A 15,259-nucleotide genomic window follows, 5' to 3' on the forward strand; every position below is an offset into this window, starting at 1 on the left:
AAACAAAAAAGGCGTGCCGACTATCAAGTCGGCACGCCTTTTTAATGAATGAAATACTGTTTAGTGCGAACGGATCATCGTACCGAACGCCTGCTCGGTCAGCACTTCCAGCAACAGCGAATGTTCAATGCGACCATCGATGATATGCACGGTATTGACGCCCGATTTTGCGGCATCCAGCGCGGAGGAAATCTTCGGCAGCATGCCGCCGGAAATCGTGCCGTCTTCAAACATCTCATCGATTTCGCGCGCAGACAGATCGGTCAGCAGATTGCCCTGCTTGTCTTGTACACCAGCGATATTGGTCATCATGATCAGCTTTTCCGCTCTCAGGATTTCCGCAATCTTGCCGGCCACCACGTCGGCATTGATGTTGTAAGCCTGGCCGTCGTCGCCGAAGCCGATAGGCGAAATAATCGGAATAAAGGCATCATCCTGCAGCGCTTTCACAACGGCAGGATTGATCGCCTCGATATCGCCGACGAAACCGATGTCGAGGAATTTGCCCGGATTTTCGCGATCCGGCATATTCATCTTGCGCGCACGTATCAGGCCGCCATCCTTGCCGGTCAGGCCGACTGCCTGGCCGCCGTAATGGTTGATCAGCATCACGATATCCTGCTGCACTTCGCCGCCCAGCACCCATTCAACGACTTCCATCGTTTCTTCATCGGTGATGCGCATGCCTTGCACAAAGGTGCCCTGCTTGCCGATTTTCTTCAGCGCGTTGTCGATCTGCGGACCGCCGCCGTGCACCACGACCGGATTCATGCCGACCAGCTTCAACAGGATCACATCGCGTGCGAAGCTGTGCTTCAGGCGTTCTTCGGTCATCGCATTGCCGCCGTATTTGACGACGATGGTCTTGCCGTGGAATTTGCGGATATACGGCAGCGCCTCGGCCAGGATTTGCGCCTGTATTTGTGGCGAAACTACAGTAAGATCGGCATTCATATCGGTCATGGCTAGCTCAAAAAATAGATGACCGCGATTCTACAGCGAATGCCGGTTCATTTCCCGGCTCTTTGTTTTAATTCCACAAATATTCCACATGTATCTTGCCCGTTTGACAAATACCCGGGAGATGAAGCCCCGTCTCGCTTCAGGAGGAGATGACAAATGAGCCATTGCTCGCAATGCGGCGCTGAATTTTCATGCGGCATGGTCGATACGACTGCAAGCACGCGCTGCTGGTGCACGGCACTGCCGGCAGCGGCAGGAAATGAAGTATTGCGGAATGCCGACGGCAGTGCGAAAACCTGCATGTGCGCCAATTGTCTGTCGATATTGCGGGCGCGGCGCTTGGCTGAGCAGACGGCAGCATCCGGGCCGCCACAAGAAGAAAGCCGCGTCTAGCCCGCAGCCGGGCCGACGCACTCGCGCAATTCCTGACGCGGGAAATTTCCCTTGATTTTGACTACGCTGTTCTTGGCCGCCGTATCCAGCCCGCGCAACTGGAATGCGATTTTATTGGCATTCGGACTATGCGTGCCCATGCGTGCACTGCGCACGCCTTTTTGATTCAAGGCATTCAAATGATTGCGTGCCGCCTCTTCGGATTTGAATATCCCCAGCGAAATGCCCCACTGCAATGCCGAACCGTCCTGGATTACGAAAAAATCATTCACGCCCAGACGCTTGAGTTCACCGGCTTTTTTCTCTGCCGCATCCTTGTCTGCTTGCGGCGGGATATAGACCATGTGTCGTGCACTTTCCTGAATCGCGCGACGTGTCAGCCGTTCACCAAGTGTGAGTGATGCCAGTTGCGTTTCAAAACGCTTGGCTTCGGCCGCATCGAAATTCCCGACCTCGGTACATGCCAGCACATTGGAAATCTTGTCTGCACGCGCCAGATTTTTTTCCGCTTCAGGTTCCTCAGTTGCGACTGCGGCAAGCGTATTGACGGCAGTTGGAGCGGAAGATGGGACAACAGCGGCGGGCTTGGCGGCGGGCACCGGAATCAGCTTGAGTTGGGACGGATTCAATTGCTGCGTCAGCCGCGAGGGTTCACGGCTGGAAGGCGACCATGCGTCCAGCCAACCCTGCTGAAACGCGTACAAGCCGCCGTTGATCAATAACAATAAGCCGAACAGGATTTTTAGCATGTTGGAAGAGTTTGAATTGCCACCGTGTGCAAACCGATCAAGACCAGATTATCAACGCGTTGATATGCAATCGACAAATGCGGCGCAATCAGGTCTGCCGCGCCGCCAGCCAGAATACAGTAAAGCGCGTCTTGCGGATGCGCATCTGCCTGTGCCTTCACCGCGCGCTCGATGGCGCCGGCTTGCGCCGCCAGACAACCGCTGACGATGGCCGCATCCGTATTGTTTGCAAACGGTTGCGTCGAACTTGCATGCAAGGCCACTTCCGGCAACTGTGCCGTATTTTTTGCCAGCGCAGAGGCCATCAAACCGAGTCCGGGCAAAATCATGCCGCCGACAAATGCGCCATCTGCATTCACCGCATCGATCGTGGTCGCGGTGCCGCAGGTCGCCACCACCAGCGGCCGCTGCGGGAACAAGGCATGCGCGCCTATTGCGGCAGCAAAACGGTCGCTGCCCAGTTGCGCCGGATTCAGATAATGATTGCGCACGCCGCCCGCTGCCGATGTCGAGGTGAACCATTCCAGTGCGATGTCGCCGGCAAGCTGCAACACAGCCTGCTCCAGTTCTTCGCGAAGCCCGGCACCGGCAACATTCGACAACAGTACGCGGCTGATATTGAAGCTGCTCCACATCTGCGCCAGTTGCGCCGCTTCAGCCCGCGCAACGCTGCCGGCAGCATGCCAGTTGCCGGGCGTCTGCTGTGCGGGCGCGAGATCGACCAGCGCCCATTTGATACGCGTATTTCCTGCATCGACCAATAACAGCATCGCCTTATTCCCCGGTTATTCCTCAGTTACTCTTCTCTTATCCGCAACGATACATCGCCGGCGCTGATCGCCGTGCGCCCCTGCGCAGTATCAAGCAACAGACGTCCGGCTTCATCCACGCCGGCGGCATATCCATGCTGCAGAATTTTTTCCTGGTCCACTATGTTCACTGCTTGCCCCGCGTAGGCATCCAGCGCATTCCACGCCGCTGCAAACGCTTTGAATCCCTGTTGTTCAAACAAGGGCAAAGCCTTGCTGAAAGCATCCAGCAAGGCGGCCATCAACCGCTCGCGTTGCAGCGCCAACCCGGACGCATCGGCCACAGTCCGGCCGATTTGCGCGCTTAAATCCTGCGCGCCGGCGAGATTGATGCCTACGCCTATGATCGTCCATACCGACTGCCGATCTGTTTTATCCACGGCAGTTTCAATCAGGATACCGGCCAGCTTGTTGCCATTCATCAAAATATCGTTTGGCCATTTCAGGCGCGCATCCACGCCGAACGACATCAGCGTTTCCGTCACCGCCACACCGACCGCCAGCGGCAAACCCGCCAGCGCCTGCAGCGGCAGCGCAAATTTCCACGCCAGCGAAAAGGTCAGCGTCGCATCAGGCGCCGAATGCCAGCTGCGCCCGGCGCGCCCCTTGCCGGCGGTTTGCAAGCCCGCCCATAACAGGGTCGGCCCCTGCAATTGCGCCGCCTCGGCCAGCAGATCGGCATTGGTCGAACCGGTTTCCGCAACGATGCGCAGCGTCATATTCTGTGCGTCGGGACCACACAAGGCGGCCAGTTGTTGCGCAGTCGGAAGCGATGATGGTGGCAATGTCATGTGCGCATTGTAACGGGATGACCATGTCGGCGAAACCGCAGCGTAACCGGTGCATGGCAGCGTACGTGACGCCTGTCCGTTTCTCCCTTACACTCACTGCATGCTCAACGTTGCGCCTCCTACTCTCAGCTATACACCGAACGACAACGCTACCGCTGCAGGATCGTGGCAGGTGCACGCGCTGGCCGAGCCCGCTGCAATGGAGGCTATTGCAGCTGTACTGCACACTGCAGGCAAGACAGAGGCCGTGCACTGGGACCTGTCGCGGATAACAGCACTGGATTACATCGGTGCGCAATTGCTGTGGAATGCATGGGGCAAAAAACGCCCGGCCCAATTAACACTGGCGCCACAGCATGAAAATTTTTTTCGGCGACTGGAACAGACCGGCCCGCTGGAGTTGAAAAAACCACCGCAAAAATACTGGTACTCGCTGGCATCGTTGTTGCAACTCAAGCGCAACATACTGGATCATCTGCTCGGCTCCATCAGCCTGATCGGCCAGTTGACAATGGATCTCGGGCGTTTTGCCAGGGAACCGCAACGCGGGCCGTGGAAGGAAATTTCAGCCAATATCTTTCATACCGGATATCAGGCACTGGGCATTACCGCGCTGGTGGGATTTTTAATCGGCGTGGTGCTGTCTTATCTGTCGGCACAACAATTGCATCAGTTCGGCGGCGATATTTTCCTGGTTAACATTCTCGGCATGAGCGTGATTCGGGAACTCGGCCCCTTGCTGGCGGCGATCCTGGTAGCCGGGCGTTCCGGCTCGTCGATCACGGCGCAACTCGGCGTCATGCGCGTCACCGAAGAACTTGATGCCATGCTGGTCATGGGTTTGCCGCACGGTTACCGGCTGGTCATGCCGAAAGTCATCGCGCTGGCCATCTCGATGCCGCTGCTGGTAGTGTGGACCGATGCGATGGCCTTGATAGGCGGCATGGTGGCAGCCAATCTGGAGTTGGGTTTGTCGTACAAATACTTTATTCGCGAATTGCCGGATGCAGTACCGCTGGCAAATTACTGGATAGGCCTGGGCAAAGGCGTCGTATTCGGCGGCCTGATCGCGCTGGTCGCCTGTCACTTCGGCTTGCGCATAGAACCGAATACCGAGAGCCTGGGTGAAGGCACCACGATTTCAGTCGTCAGTGCCATCACCATCGTGATTCTGGCCGATGCCGTCTTCGCCATCATCTTCACCGAAGTGGGATTTTGATGAGCAGCGTGACGGACAGCGCAATCGACTGCGCATCGACCACACCGGAAAGCGGCGCACAGCCCATCATCCAGATCGAGAATCTGTGCACGCAGTTCGGCGATGTGATCGTGCATGAAAACCTGAACCTGACGATCAATCAGGGCGAAATCGTTTCGCTGGTAGGCGGCTCAGGTTCCGGCAAAACGGTGTTGCTGCGGCAGATGCTGGGCTTGAATCATCCGGCACGCGGCGCGGTACGCGTATTCGGCGAAGACATCAATCGCATCCCGCCGCAACAACTGCAGCAATTGCGCAATCGCTGGGGTATGCTGTTCCAGCAGGGCGCGCTGTTTTCGTCGTTTACCGTGTTCGATAACGTGGCGCAACCGATGCGCGAATTGCGCGTGCTGCCCAAGCAATTGATACGCGATGCCGCATTGCTGAAATTGCAGATGGCCGGCATAGGGCCGGAACATGCGCTGAAAATGCCCTCCGATTTATCGGGCGGAATGATCAAGCGTGTCGCACTGGCGCGTGCGCTGGCGCTCGAACCGGAATTGCTGTTCCTCGATGAGCCGACTGCCGGGCTGGACCCGAATGCATCGGAAAGCTTCGTCGATCTGATCCGCACGCTGCGCGATGAAATGCATCTGACCGTGGTGATGGTCACGCACGATCTGGACACGCTGTTCGCCTTGTCGTCGCGCGTCGCCGTGCTGGCCGACAAGCACATCATCGCGTATTGCGAACCAGGCAAGGTGGTTGAATTCAAGCACCCGTTTATCGAAACTTTTTTCCGGGGCGAACGCGGGCAACGCGCGATTGAAGCGCTGCCGGATTATCCGGATGACGGTATCTAGTGGATATTCTGAAAATCACTTATGGAAAATAAAGCACATGCATTGATGGCCGGCATTTTCACGATCGTACTGTTGATCGCGGCCGCATTGATCGCCCTCTGGTTCAACCGCGACCGGGTGGAACGCGTGCCGTATGAAATCGCCACCACGCTGTCGGTACCCGGCCTCAATCCGCAAGCCGGCGTGCGCTATCGCGGGCTGGACGTCGGCCGTGTGGATGCAGTTCTGTTCGATCCGCAAAAACCCGGCCAGATTCTGATCCGTTTCAGCGTCTCGAAAGATACACCGATCACGCATTCGACTTTCGCCACACTCAGTTATCAGGGCGTCACCGGCCTCGCCTACGTGCAACTGGACGATGACGGGAAGAACCCGGCCCTGATGCCATCGTCACCGAAAAAAATCGCGCGCATCGAATTGCGTCCCGGCCTGCTCGACACCTTGCAGATACGCGGCCTGGCGATTCTCGAACAAACAGAGGAAGTGGCAAAACGCGTCAACACCATGCTCTCCGATACCAATCAAAAATTGATTCTTGGCGCGTTCACCGACGTCAGCAATGCCGCCAACAAGGTTGCGAAAATTCCGGACCAGCTGCAACCGACACTGGATAAACTGCCCGCGCTTGCGCTCAAGGCTGACCATGCGCTGATCTCGCTGAACAAATTGTCCGAAGATGCCACCAGGCTGACTGCCAATCTGAATGAATTTACCGTCAGGCTCAATGCGCCGGATGGTCCCTTGAACGGCATGAACAACGCCATCAACAATATAGGTTCGACAGCGGCCATCGTCGAATACGAAGTCGTGCCTTTGGTAGATGAAACGCGGACCTCGATGCGGGCGCTGAATCGCACGCTGGAAACATTCAATCAAAGACCGCAAAGTATTTTGTTTGGCGCCAGCGCAGCACAACCCGGCCCTGGCGAAGCAGGTTTCAGCGTACCGGCCAAATAACAAGATCATTGTCCTGGGATACTCATGAAGAAAATAACGTTCCGCTTTTTTGCCATGGTCGCACTTGCCGGCAGTGTGTTGCTGGCCGGCTGCGCGGCCGGGCCGCAATCGACCTCGCTCTTCGATCTCGGGCCGCTAAACACACGAGGCTCCGCCACTACAGAAACGCAACTGCCGGCCATCAGCATCGCCGAAATCAAGGCGCCCGTCTGGCTGGATAGCCAGATGATGTTTTACCGGCTCAACTATGCCAACAACCAGCAGCCGCGCCCTTATGCCTCCAGCAAATGGACGATGGCGCCGGCGCAATTATTCCTGCTGCGCCTGAAATCGCGCCTGTCGCAGGCCGGCGGCATCGTCGTGCCGGCCTCCGATGGCGCGGCCAATCTTCCTGTACTGCGCATCGAAGCCGACGATTTTTCGCAAGTCTTCGATAGCGCCAATCAAAGCAGCGTACATATCGCGATGCGTGCATCGCTGTTCGACGGCCGCACGCTGCGGGCGCAAAAAATGTTCGTTAAACAGTTGCCGACTGCCAGCGCAGATGCGCAAGGCGGCGCAGCCGCATTGGCGACTGCCAGCGATGCAATCATCAATGAAATGGCCGTATGGTTAGCGACCCTGCCGTCGAAAAAATAAGCACCGCACCTGCTGCGGTCTTGCAAGCGTCGGCGTTTTCACGCGGCGCTCTGCTGGCGTACCTGCTGCTTATTGTCTATGCCAGCCTGTATCCTTTCAGCGGCTGGCAAAGCATGGGCCTGCCCTTGCAAGCCTATCTGTTCGCCGGCATGCCGCGTTACTGGACCGGTTTCGATGTCGCCACCAATATCCTCGGCTATATTCCGCTGGGTATCCTGACGGTATTTTCCTTGTATCCGAAAATCCGCCGCATAGGCGCCATCGTGCTGGCACTTTTACTGGGTGTGCTCTTGTCGGGCGCAATGGAAGCCACACAGACACTCCTGCCGAATCGCGTCGCATCCAACCTGGACTTCATCACCAATAGCATGGGCACCCTGATCGGCGCCGTGATCGGCAGCGTCAGCAGCCATCTGGTGCTGGAACGCAGCCGCTTGCGCCATCTGCGCCACCACTGGTTTACTACGCAGGCCAGCCGCGGCCTGATCATTTTTGCGCTGTGGCCGCTGGCGCAGATTTATCCGCAAAGCTATTTATTCGGCAATGGACAAATGCTGCCCATCTTGTCCGACTGGTTATCAATACTGCTGGAAACACCGGTGGATCTGGGCAGTTTGCTGCGCAATGGCGCGCAACTTTCAGTTGAACAATACTGGATGGCAGAAGCCATCATTACGGCCCTGAGCATGAGCGGCGCCCTGCTGGCGCTGCTGTGCATGTTGCGCGACAAGGCGCCGCGCGCGATTCTGCTGCTTGCATTATTGAGTGCGGCACTGGCCGTCAAAACACTCTCGACCGCTTTGTTCTTTACACCGGAAAACGCCTTTACCTGGATCACGCCAGGTGCGCAAGGCGGTGTCTTGCTGGGACTGGGACTGCTGACCGGCTTTGCTTTTTTGCCATCGGCCACACAAAGACGCAGTGCCGTCGCGCTGCTGGTTGCAGCTCTGATTGCCATCAATCTGGCGCCGACCAATCCTTATTTCGTCGCTACACTGGAAACCTGGGCGCAAGGAAAATTCCTCAACTTCAATGGCGCTGCGCAATTCCTGTCTTTGCTCTGGCCGGTGGCAGCGCTGTGGTTCCTGCTGCATGCGACGCATCGCGTGAAACGAAAATGATGCGGGTGTATCATTCCGGTCTTTGAAGTGAGCATCCCGATGACTGAAAACAAACAACATTTTGGCCAGCATCTTTTCATCTGCATGAATCAGCGTGACGATGGCCGCGAATGTTGTGCTGAAAAAGGTGCGCACGCCGCACAAAAACACTTGAAAGCACGCGTCAAGGAACTGGGGTTAAGCCGCAGTGGCGATGTGCGCATCAATCAATCCGGTTGCCTCGGTCGCTGCGAAGAAGGCCCGGTGCTCGTGATTTATCCGCAAGGCACGTGGTACACCTATGTTGACAATCACGACATCGATGAAATCATCGACGAACATCTGGTCGGTGGAAAAATCGTCGAACGCCTGAAAATCTGATCACCCGCATTCACAGATAAATACATGAACGCCCAAACCCAACGTTTCTCCCTGCAAGGCGCGGCCGGTGCGCTCGAATGCGCACTGGACCTGCCGGCGGCAACGCCGCGCGGCATCGCACTGATCGGCCATCCGCATCCGCTGTTCGGCGGCACCATGGACAACAAGGTCGTCCACACGCTCGCGCGCGCCTTCGTTGCGCTGGATTACGTCGCGGTGCGCATGAATTTTCGCGGCGTCGGCGCTTCCGGTGGCGTTTACGATGAAGGCGCCGGCGAAACCGACGATATGGCGCAATTGCTGACGCACATGCAGCAGCAATATCCGGCGCTACCGTTTGCGCTGGCCGGATTTTCCTTCGGCACCTTCGTGCAAACGCAGTTGCAAAAACGTCTGGAGGAACAAGGTACACCGGCCGAACGCCTGGTACTGGTCGGCTCCGCTCCCGGAAAATGGCCGCTGCCTACGGTGCCGGCCGATACCATCCTGATCCACGGCGAGCTCGATGAAACGATTCCCTTGATCGATGTATTCGATTGGGCCCGACCACAGGATCTGCCGGTCGTCGTCGTGCCCGGCGCCGATCACTTCTTCGGTCGCAAATTGCATCACATTAAAAATCATGTGGTGGCAATGTGGCGTCGTTGAGGGAACTGTTTGCCTGCTGGCCCGTCCAAGGGGCGCGAGTCTATAATCAAGACCTTTCTTCAATCAGCGCACCCATGGTCACGCCATGCGCTCACACTAAAGTCAAATGAAAAAATTATTTGCGGCCCTCGCCGTTGCCGTTCTGTCACTCTCCACTGCCTTTGCGCAAATTGTCCCGGCTCCAACCATCGCGGCCAAATCCTGGCTGTTGCTGGATTCGACCAGTAACCAGATCCTGGCAGCAAACGACGCAGACGTACGCATAGAACCGGCTTCACTGACCAAATTGATGACCGCCTATGTTGCCTTTTCCGCGATTCGGGACAAGCGCCTCGCGCTGAATCAAATGATTACGGTATCGACGAATGCCTGGAAGGTCGATCCTGAAAGTTCGAAGATGTTTATCGAGCCGCGCGTACCCGTCTCCGTCAACGACCTGCTGTACGGCCTGATCGTGCAGTCCGGCAACGATGCCGCAGTAGCGCTGGCAGAAGCAGTGGCAGGCACCGAAGATGCATTCGCGGCCTTGATGACTCGCGAAGCGGAGCGCATGGGCATGAAGTCCACACGCTTCTCCAATTCGCACGGCTTGCCCAGCCCGAACAATTATTCGACCGCGCGCGACCTGGCCGTACTGGCCACGCATCTGGTCAACGACCATCCCGAGTTTTATAAAATCTATTCGACCAAAGACTTCACCTATAACAAGATCAAGCAATCCAACCGCAATCGCCTGCTGTGGCTGGATCCGACGGTTGACGGCATGAAAACCGGTCATACGCAGAATGCCGGCTATTGCCTGATTTCCACTGCAAAACGCCCGAACGGTGCACATGAGCGCCGTCTTATTTCCGTTGTGATCGGCACGGTATCCGACCAGGCGCGCGCGCAGGAAAGCCAGAAGCTGCTGAACTGGGGCTTCCTGAATTTTGATGCAGTCAAACTGTATTCAAAAGATGTCGCGATCGATACGCCGAATGTCTGGAAAGGTTCGCAGAACAAGATCAAGATCGGTTTTACGCACGATGTTTTCGTGACAGTGCCTAAAGGCATGGCCGGCAAAATCAAGCCTGTGCTGGCGCGCAAGGATCCACTCGTCGCACCGATCGACAAGAACAGCCAGGTCGGCACCATCAAGGTGATGTCGGCGGAAAACAAAGTCATTACCGAATTGCCGGTACTGGCGCTGGAACAGGTTGGACCAGCCGGCATGTTCGGCCGCGCACTGGATTCCATCCGTCTGTGGATACACTGATCACTGGCGGCCTGACCGCCTAGCTAACGCTCAACGGCAAGTTTCACCCTCCCCGGTTGAACTTGCCGTTTTTCATTGGTGCACGCAACTTGCACGCGCTGTTGCAAGGATTTCAACGCGGGCACACAGCGTTTGTGCCAGAATTGATGCTTCACCAGCGATGCAAAAACGGCAATGGACGATCCCTTCGTATATCTGAACGGTACGATGATCCCTCTCTCCGAGGCAAAAATTCCGGTGCTGGATCGCGGCTTCATTTTTGGCGATGGCATCTACGAAGTCATTCCGGCTTATCAGCGCAAACTGTTCCGGCCGGCACAGCATCTGCAGCGCCTGTTTCGCGGCCTCGCCGCAGTGAGCATCGCCAATCCCCACGATACCCAGGGCTGGCTGGCCCTGATCGAAGAAGTGCTGCGCCGGCATCCGGCAGAAAACCAGTTGGTGTATATGCAAGTCACGCGCGGCGTCGCCCAACGTACGCACGCCTTCCCGCCAAGCGAACCGACACCGACCGTTTTCATCATGAGCAATCCGCTCGTGCCCTTGCCTGACGAAGCGCGCGAAAACGGCGTTGCCTGTGTATCAATGGAAGACCAGCGCTGGCTGCATTGCGAAATCAAATCCATCTCGCTGCTCGGCAACGTGCTGGCAGCGCAAAACGCAGTAGTACATCAGGCCACTGAGTCGATCCAGTTTCGCGACGGCTTCCTGACGGAAGGCTCGGCCTCCAATGTGTGGATCGTCAAGAATGGCAGCCTGATCGGGCCGCCGCGCGACAATCTGATTCTGGAGGGCATACGCTACGGGCTGATGGAAGAGTTATGCAGCGCCGACCGCATTCCATTCGAGGCCAGGCGTATTGCCCGCGCTGAAGTCTTTGCCGCCGACGAAGTATTATTGTCATCGGCCTCGAAAGAAGTACTGGCGGTCGTTACTATCGACGGTCAGCCTATAGCAAACGGCAAACCCGGCCCCATATACAAGAAACTGTACGCCGCCTACCAGGCAGCCAAGGCAGCGTGAATCTTTAACTTTACCTTGCATCCAGCATGCAAGCACCAACGATAGCCCATCATGACTGAACCTACCGAAAGCCTGATCGAATACCCCAGCGACTTCCCCATCAAGATCATGGGTTTGATGCAGGATCAATTTGCCCAAACCATGCTGGAACTGGTCACGCTGCACGACCCCGAATTCCACGCCGGAAAAATGGAGATGCGCCCATCGTCGGCCGGCAAGTATCTGGCCCTGACGGTGACTGTGCGCGCTACCAGCCGCGAACAACTGGATAATCTGTACCGCGCGCTCTCCTCGCATCCGATGGTCAAGGTCGTCCTGTAAGCCGGCGCATGAGCGCAAGCACTTCTCCCCTCATCCGGCAGCGCGGACGTGAATCCTACGAGATCACCTACGCCGCGATGCGCGCATTTACCGATGCGCGCACGGCGCAGACTGTCGACGAATTGTGGATAGTCGAACATCCGCCTGTGTTTACGCTCGGCCTGGCGGGCGATCCCACGCACGTGCTTGATGCGCACGACATTCCCGTCGTGCAAACCGATCGCGGCGGCGAAGTCACGTATCACGGCCCCGGCCAGGTTGTCATTTACTTACTGCTGGATTTGCGCCGCAATCACGCCGATGCACGCATCTTCGCCCGCGAGCTGGTCAATAAAATCGAGCAGGCGGTGATCGATACGCTGGCAGCGTATAATCTGGCCTGCGAACGCAAGGCTGGCGCACCCGGCATTTACCTGTCGGATGGCCCGCTGCAAGGTGCAAAAATCGCCGCACTCGGTTTGAAAATACGCGGCAACGGCTGCACCTATCACGGCGTATCGCTGAATGTGGCGATGGATTTGACGCCGTTTTCCTGGATCAATCCTTGCGGTTACGAAGGTTTGATCACGATAGACATGCAAAGTCTGGGGGCGCAGGCAACGCTGAACGCCGTGCAAAATGCACTGGCGGAAAAATTGACGCACAGCCTGTCCGGATAGAGAATTGCTGCCGACTGCCTTACCGTTCCACCCTGCTGTTTTGCATTACCTGCAACATCCATTTTTATCGTGGCAAAGACGAACGTCGGCGCCACGCGTTGTTATCCAGCGCTGCACCCGGCGCTGTCATGGCAACACCTGACGAAGAGCGACCAGCCCAATGACGATCGATACCAATCCAGAATCCTCCGCACCTGCAGCCCCTGCTTACAATCCGAACGAAAAGCAAAAAGGTTCGGCCAAAACCATACGCATCCCGATCAAGGTGGTGCCTATGGAGCGTTTGCCAAAACCGGACTGGATACGCGTCAAGGCCGGCTCGCCATCGACCCGCTTCTACGAAATCAAGGACATCCTGCGCGCCAATAATCTGGTGACAGTGTGCGAAGAAGCCAGTTGCCCGAACATCGGCGAATGCTTCGGCAAAGGCACCGCGACCTTCATGATCATGGGCGACAAGTGCACACGGCGCTGCCCGTTCTGCGACGTCGGCCACGGCCGCCCCGATCCGCTCGATGTGAACGAACCCGAGAACCTCGCCAAAACCATCGCTGCATTACGCTTGAGCTACGTCGTCATCACCTCGGTGGATCGCGACGATCTGCGCGACGGCGGCGCCGGTCACTTTGCCGAATGCATACGCCGCGTGCGCGAACTGTCGCCGAACACCCGCATAGAAATTCTGGTACCGGATTTCCGCGGCCGCATGGACCGCGCGCTGGAGATTCTCAATCTCGCGCCGCCCGATGTCATGAATCACAATCTGGAAACCGCACCGCGCCTGTACAAGGAAGCGCGTCCCGGTTCCGATTACGCCTACTCGCTGAACCTGCTCAAGCGCTTCAAGGCGCTGCATCCGAACACGCCGACCAAATCCGGCATCATGGTCGGCCTCGGCGAAACCGATGAAGAAGTTTTGCAAGTGATGCGCGACATGCGCGCACACGATGTAGACATGCTGACCATAGGCCAGTACCTGATGCCTAGCGGCGATCATCTTCCAGTGCGTCGCTACGTACATCCCGATACTTTCAAGATGTATGAAGAAGAAGCCTACAAGATGGGTTTCGCGCATGCTGCAGTGGGTGCAATGGTACGTTCGAGCTACCACGCAGATCAACAGGCGCACGGCGTAACCAGCGGTTCAAGCCACACGGCGCATGACTGATTACCAATAAAAACAAAAACAGGAAAAGCAGCAATGAGCAGTCATCATGCCAATGGCAAACCGGTCAATAAGCCAGGCACCGTATTATTTGCCAGTCTGATTGGCACCACGATCGAGTTTTTCGATTTCTACATTTACGCCACCGCTGCAGTGCTGGTGTTTCCGACGCTGTTCTTTCCATCGTCCAGCCCAACCGCAGCCATGCTGCAATCGCTGGCGACCTTCGCGATTGCCTTTTTCGCGCGCCCTATCGGCTCCGCCGTGTTCGGACACTACGGCGACCGCATAGGCCGCAAGGCAACGCTGGTGGCAGCATTGTTGACGATGGGGATTTCAACCGTGGTGATCGGCCTGCTGCCGACCTATGCCGCAATCGGCACCTTCGCGCCCTTGTTGCTGGCTTTGTGCCGTTTCGGTCAGGGTCTGGGTCTGGGCGGCGAATGGGGTGGCGCGGTATTACTGGCAACCGAGAATGCACCGCCGGGCAAGATCGCCTGGTACGGCTGCTTCCCGCAACTGGGCGCACCGCTGGGCTTCTTTCTGTCCGGCGGCATTTTCCTGCTATTGAGCGAAGTACTGACGAACGAGCAATTCTTCAGCTACGGCTGGCGCATTCCTTTCCTCGCCAGCGCAGTGCTGGTACTGGTCGGTTTGTATGTACGCTTGAAAATTACGGAAACACCGGCCTTCCAGAAAGTGCTGGATAAAGGTGAACGCGTCAAAATACCGCTCGCAACCGTATTCAGCGAACATGGTCGCATGCTGGTATTGGGTACGATCATCGCACTCGCAACCTTTGTGCTGTTTTATTTGATGACGGTATTTGCGCTCAGTTGGGGCACCACCGCGTTAGCTTATTCGCGCCAGCAATTCCTGATTCTGCAATTGTTTGCCGTCGTGTTCTTTGCGCTGACCATTCCTGTCTCTGCCTTGCTGGCTGACAAATACGGCAGACGCATCACGATGATTATCATCTCTATCGCCATGATGCTGTTCGGCTTGCTGATTGCCCCGATGTTTGTTGCGAACAGCATGATCAGCGTGACGATATTCCTGTCCCTGGGGCTGGCCTTGATGGGCATGACTTACGGCCCGCTAGGCACCATGCTGTCGGAACTTTTCCCGGCTGAAATCCGTTACACCGGCGTTTCCCTGACCTTCAATCTGGGCGGAATTTTCGGTGCCTCGCTGGCACCGTATGCGGCGACCTGGCTGGCGACCAATTACGGTTTGCATTACGTCGGCTACTACCTTTCCGGCGCCTCGCTGTTGACGCTGATCGCCTTGCTGCTGGTAGCAAAGCCGCAGGTCGCGCCCGTCGCCGTGATCAGGAATTAGGCGT

At 56.9% G+C, this 15,259-nt stretch carries 18 protein-coding genes; 14 read left to right on the forward strand and 4 right to left on the reverse strand.

Features of this window, described 5'->3' with window-relative positions:
• Positions 1 to 60 precede the first annotated feature (60 nt).
• Positions 61 to 954 carry an acetylglutamate kinase gene (argB, locus tag ABWP27_RS08620; RefSeq protein WP_353155714.1) on the reverse strand — a complete coding sequence of 298 codons (894 nt, stop codon included), beginning with the start codon at positions 952 to 954 and terminating at the stop codon, positions 61 to 63.
• Between the two features lie 165 nt (positions 955 to 1,119).
• Between argB and ABWP27_RS08625 the strand changes: the two genes are divergently transcribed.
• Entirely contained in the window at positions 1,120 to 1,356 is a 237-nt protein-coding gene (locus ABWP27_RS08625; protein ID WP_353155689.1) for a cysteine-rich CWC family protein, read from the forward strand.
• Here ABWP27_RS08625 and ABWP27_RS08630 read toward each other — a convergent pair.
• From ABWP27_RS08630 to ABWP27_RS08640, 3 genes are read right to left on the reverse strand one after another with little or no spacing between them, the layout of a single operon-like run.
• Positions 1,353 to 2,105 carry an SPOR domain-containing protein gene (locus ABWP27_RS08630; RefSeq protein ID WP_353155691.1) on the reverse strand — a complete coding sequence of 251 codons (753 nt, stop codon included), beginning with the start codon at positions 2,103 to 2,105 and terminating at the stop codon, positions 1,353 to 1,355. The two genes, ABWP27_RS08625 and ABWP27_RS08630, sit on opposite strands and share 4 nt — an antisense overlap.
• On the reverse strand, positions 2,099 to 2,875 hold the full coding sequence (locus tag ABWP27_RS08635) for a type III pantothenate kinase (protein WP_353155692.1): 777 nt from the start codon (positions 2,873 to 2,875) through the stop codon (positions 2,099 to 2,101). The genes ABWP27_RS08630 and ABWP27_RS08635 overlap by 7 nt, the downstream gene beginning before the upstream one ends.
• Positions 2,876 to 2,901: 26 nt before the next feature.
• Positions 2,902 to 3,705: a biotin--[acetyl-CoA-carboxylase] ligase gene (locus tag ABWP27_RS08640; RefSeq protein ID WP_353155694.1), complete on the reverse strand. Its 804-nt coding sequence runs from the start codon at positions 3,703 to 3,705 to the stop codon at positions 2,902 to 2,904.
• 100 nt (positions 3,706 to 3,805) lie between these two features.
• On the opposite strand from ABWP27_RS08640, the gene ABWP27_RS08645 reads away from it, so the two are divergent.
• The 13 genes from ABWP27_RS08645 (at position 3,806) to ABWP27_RS08705 (ending at position 15,255) form a co-directional block, all read left to right on the forward strand.
• Positions 3,806 to 4,924 (forward strand): MlaE family ABC transporter permease, encoded by a 1,119-nt coding sequence (locus ABWP27_RS08645; protein WP_353155696.1) that lies wholly within the window; start codon positions 3,806 to 3,808, stop codon positions 4,922 to 4,924.
• Entirely contained in the window at positions 4,924 to 5,766 is an 843-nt protein-coding gene (locus tag ABWP27_RS08650) for an ABC transporter ATP-binding protein (RefSeq protein WP_353155698.1), read from the forward strand. Before ABWP27_RS08645 ends, ABWP27_RS08650 begins: the two co-directional genes overlap by 1 nt.
• Positions 5,767 to 5,787: 21 nt before the next feature.
• Positions 5,788 to 6,723, forward strand: coding sequence for an MlaD family protein (locus tag ABWP27_RS08655; RefSeq protein WP_353155700.1), 936 nt, complete (start codon positions 5,788 to 5,790; stop codon positions 6,721 to 6,723).
• 24 nt (positions 6,724 to 6,747) lie between these two features.
• Positions 6,748 to 7,362, forward strand: coding sequence for an ABC-type transport auxiliary lipoprotein family protein (locus ABWP27_RS08660; RefSeq protein ID WP_353155701.1), 615 nt, complete (start codon positions 6,748 to 6,750; stop codon positions 7,360 to 7,362).
• Positions 7,332 to 8,483 (forward strand): VanZ family protein, encoded by a 1,152-nt coding sequence (locus ABWP27_RS08665; protein ID WP_353155702.1) that lies wholly within the window; start codon positions 7,332 to 7,334, stop codon positions 8,481 to 8,483. Before ABWP27_RS08660 ends, ABWP27_RS08665 begins: the two co-directional genes overlap by 31 nt.
• A 39-nt stretch (positions 8,484 to 8,522) precedes the next feature.
• Positions 8,523 to 8,843: a (2Fe-2S) ferredoxin domain-containing protein gene (locus tag ABWP27_RS08670; RefSeq protein ID WP_011872363.1), complete on the forward strand. Its 321-nt coding sequence runs from the start codon at positions 8,523 to 8,525 to the stop codon at positions 8,841 to 8,843.
• Positions 8,844 to 8,867: 24 nt separating this feature from the next.
• Positions 8,868 to 9,491 (forward strand): alpha/beta hydrolase, encoded by a 624-nt coding sequence (locus ABWP27_RS08675; RefSeq protein ID WP_353155704.1) that lies wholly within the window; start codon positions 8,868 to 8,870, stop codon positions 9,489 to 9,491.
• A 106-nt stretch (positions 9,492 to 9,597) separates the two neighbouring features.
• Positions 9,598 to 10,746, forward strand: coding sequence for a D-alanyl-D-alanine carboxypeptidase family protein (locus tag ABWP27_RS08680; protein WP_353155705.1), 1,149 nt, complete (start codon positions 9,598 to 9,600; stop codon positions 10,744 to 10,746).
• A gap of 174 nt (positions 10,747 to 10,920) precedes the next feature.
• Positions 10,921 to 11,769 (forward strand): D-amino acid aminotransferase, encoded by an 849-nt coding sequence (locus tag ABWP27_RS08685; RefSeq protein WP_353155707.1) that lies wholly within the window; start codon positions 10,921 to 10,923, stop codon positions 11,767 to 11,769.
• A 51-nt stretch (positions 11,770 to 11,820) separates the two neighbouring features.
• A complete protein-coding gene (locus tag ABWP27_RS08690; protein WP_011872367.1) occupies positions 11,821 to 12,090 on the forward strand; it encodes a DUF493 family protein in 270 nt (89 codons plus the stop codon).
• 8 nt (positions 12,091 to 12,098) lie between these two features.
• Entirely contained in the window at positions 12,099 to 12,749 is a 651-nt protein-coding gene (lipB, locus tag ABWP27_RS08695; protein ID WP_353155709.1) for a lipoyl(octanoyl) transferase LipB, read from the forward strand.
• A gap of 160 nt (positions 12,750 to 12,909) precedes the next feature.
• Entirely contained in the window at positions 12,910 to 13,917 is a 1,008-nt protein-coding gene (lipA, locus tag ABWP27_RS08700) for a lipoyl synthase (RefSeq protein WP_353155711.1), read from the forward strand.
• Positions 13,918 to 13,950: 33 nt separating this feature from the next.
• Positions 13,951 to 15,255 (forward strand): MFS transporter, encoded by a 1,305-nt coding sequence (locus ABWP27_RS08705; RefSeq protein WP_353155713.1) that lies wholly within the window; start codon positions 13,951 to 13,953, stop codon positions 15,253 to 15,255.
• Positions 15,256 to 15,259: the final 4 nt, after the last annotated feature.

The organism is Herminiimonas fonticola, from assembly GCF_040395855.1.
GTDB classification, from domain to species: domain Bacteria; phylum Pseudomonadota; class Gammaproteobacteria; order Burkholderiales; family Burkholderiaceae_D; genus Oxalicibacterium; species Oxalicibacterium fonticola_A.

What these genes read in the sequence shown, in the direction of transcription:
- argB (WP_353155714.1), bottom strand. Translation starts at nt 954, where the DNA reads ATGAATGCCGATCTTACTGTAGTTTCGCCACAAATACAGGCGCAAATC.
- ABWP27_RS08625 (WP_353155689.1), top strand. Translation starts at nt 1,120, where the DNA reads ATGAGCCATTGCTCGCAATGCGGCGCTGAATTTTCATGCGGCATGGTC.
- ABWP27_RS08630 (WP_353155691.1), bottom strand. Translation starts at nt 2,105, where the DNA reads ATGCTAAAAATCCTGTTCGGCTTATTGTTATTGATCAACGGCGGCTTG.
- ABWP27_RS08635 (WP_353155692.1), bottom strand. Translation starts at nt 2,875, where the DNA reads ATGCTGTTATTGGTCGATGCAGGAAATACGCGTATCAAATGGGCGCTG.
- ABWP27_RS08640 (WP_353155694.1), bottom strand. Translation starts at nt 3,705, where the DNA reads ATGACATTGCCACCATCATCGCTTCCGACTGCGCAACAACTGGCCGCC.
- ABWP27_RS08645 (WP_353155696.1), top strand. Translation starts at nt 3,806, where the DNA reads ATGCTCAACGTTGCGCCTCCTACTCTCAGCTATACACCGAACGACAAC.
- ABWP27_RS08650 (WP_353155698.1), top strand. Translation starts at nt 4,924, where the DNA reads ATGAGCAGCGTGACGGACAGCGCAATCGACTGCGCATCGACCACACCG.
- ABWP27_RS08655 (WP_353155700.1), top strand. Translation starts at nt 5,788, where the DNA reads ATGGAAAATAAAGCACATGCATTGATGGCCGGCATTTTCACGATCGTA.
- ABWP27_RS08660 (WP_353155701.1), top strand. Translation starts at nt 6,748, where the DNA reads ATGAAGAAAATAACGTTCCGCTTTTTTGCCATGGTCGCACTTGCCGGC.
- ABWP27_RS08665 (WP_353155702.1), top strand. Translation starts at nt 7,332, where the DNA reads ATGGTTAGCGACCCTGCCGTCGAAAAAATAAGCACCGCACCTGCTGCG.
- ABWP27_RS08670 (WP_011872363.1), top strand. Translation starts at nt 8,523, where the DNA reads ATGACTGAAAACAAACAACATTTTGGCCAGCATCTTTTCATCTGCATG.
- ABWP27_RS08675 (WP_353155704.1), top strand. Translation starts at nt 8,868, where the DNA reads ATGAACGCCCAAACCCAACGTTTCTCCCTGCAAGGCGCGGCCGGTGCG.
- ABWP27_RS08680 (WP_353155705.1), top strand. Translation starts at nt 9,598, where the DNA reads ATGAAAAAATTATTTGCGGCCCTCGCCGTTGCCGTTCTGTCACTCTCC.
- ABWP27_RS08685 (WP_353155707.1), top strand. Translation starts at nt 10,921, where the DNA reads ATGGACGATCCCTTCGTATATCTGAACGGTACGATGATCCCTCTCTCC.
- ABWP27_RS08690 (WP_011872367.1), top strand. Translation starts at nt 11,821, where the DNA reads ATGACTGAACCTACCGAAAGCCTGATCGAATACCCCAGCGACTTCCCC.
- lipB (WP_353155709.1), top strand. Translation starts at nt 12,099, where the DNA reads ATGAGCGCAAGCACTTCTCCCCTCATCCGGCAGCGCGGACGTGAATCC.
- lipA (WP_353155711.1), top strand. Translation starts at nt 12,910, where the DNA reads ATGACGATCGATACCAATCCAGAATCCTCCGCACCTGCAGCCCCTGCT.
- ABWP27_RS08705 (WP_353155713.1), top strand. Translation starts at nt 13,951, where the DNA reads ATGAGCAGTCATCATGCCAATGGCAAACCGGTCAATAAGCCAGGCACC.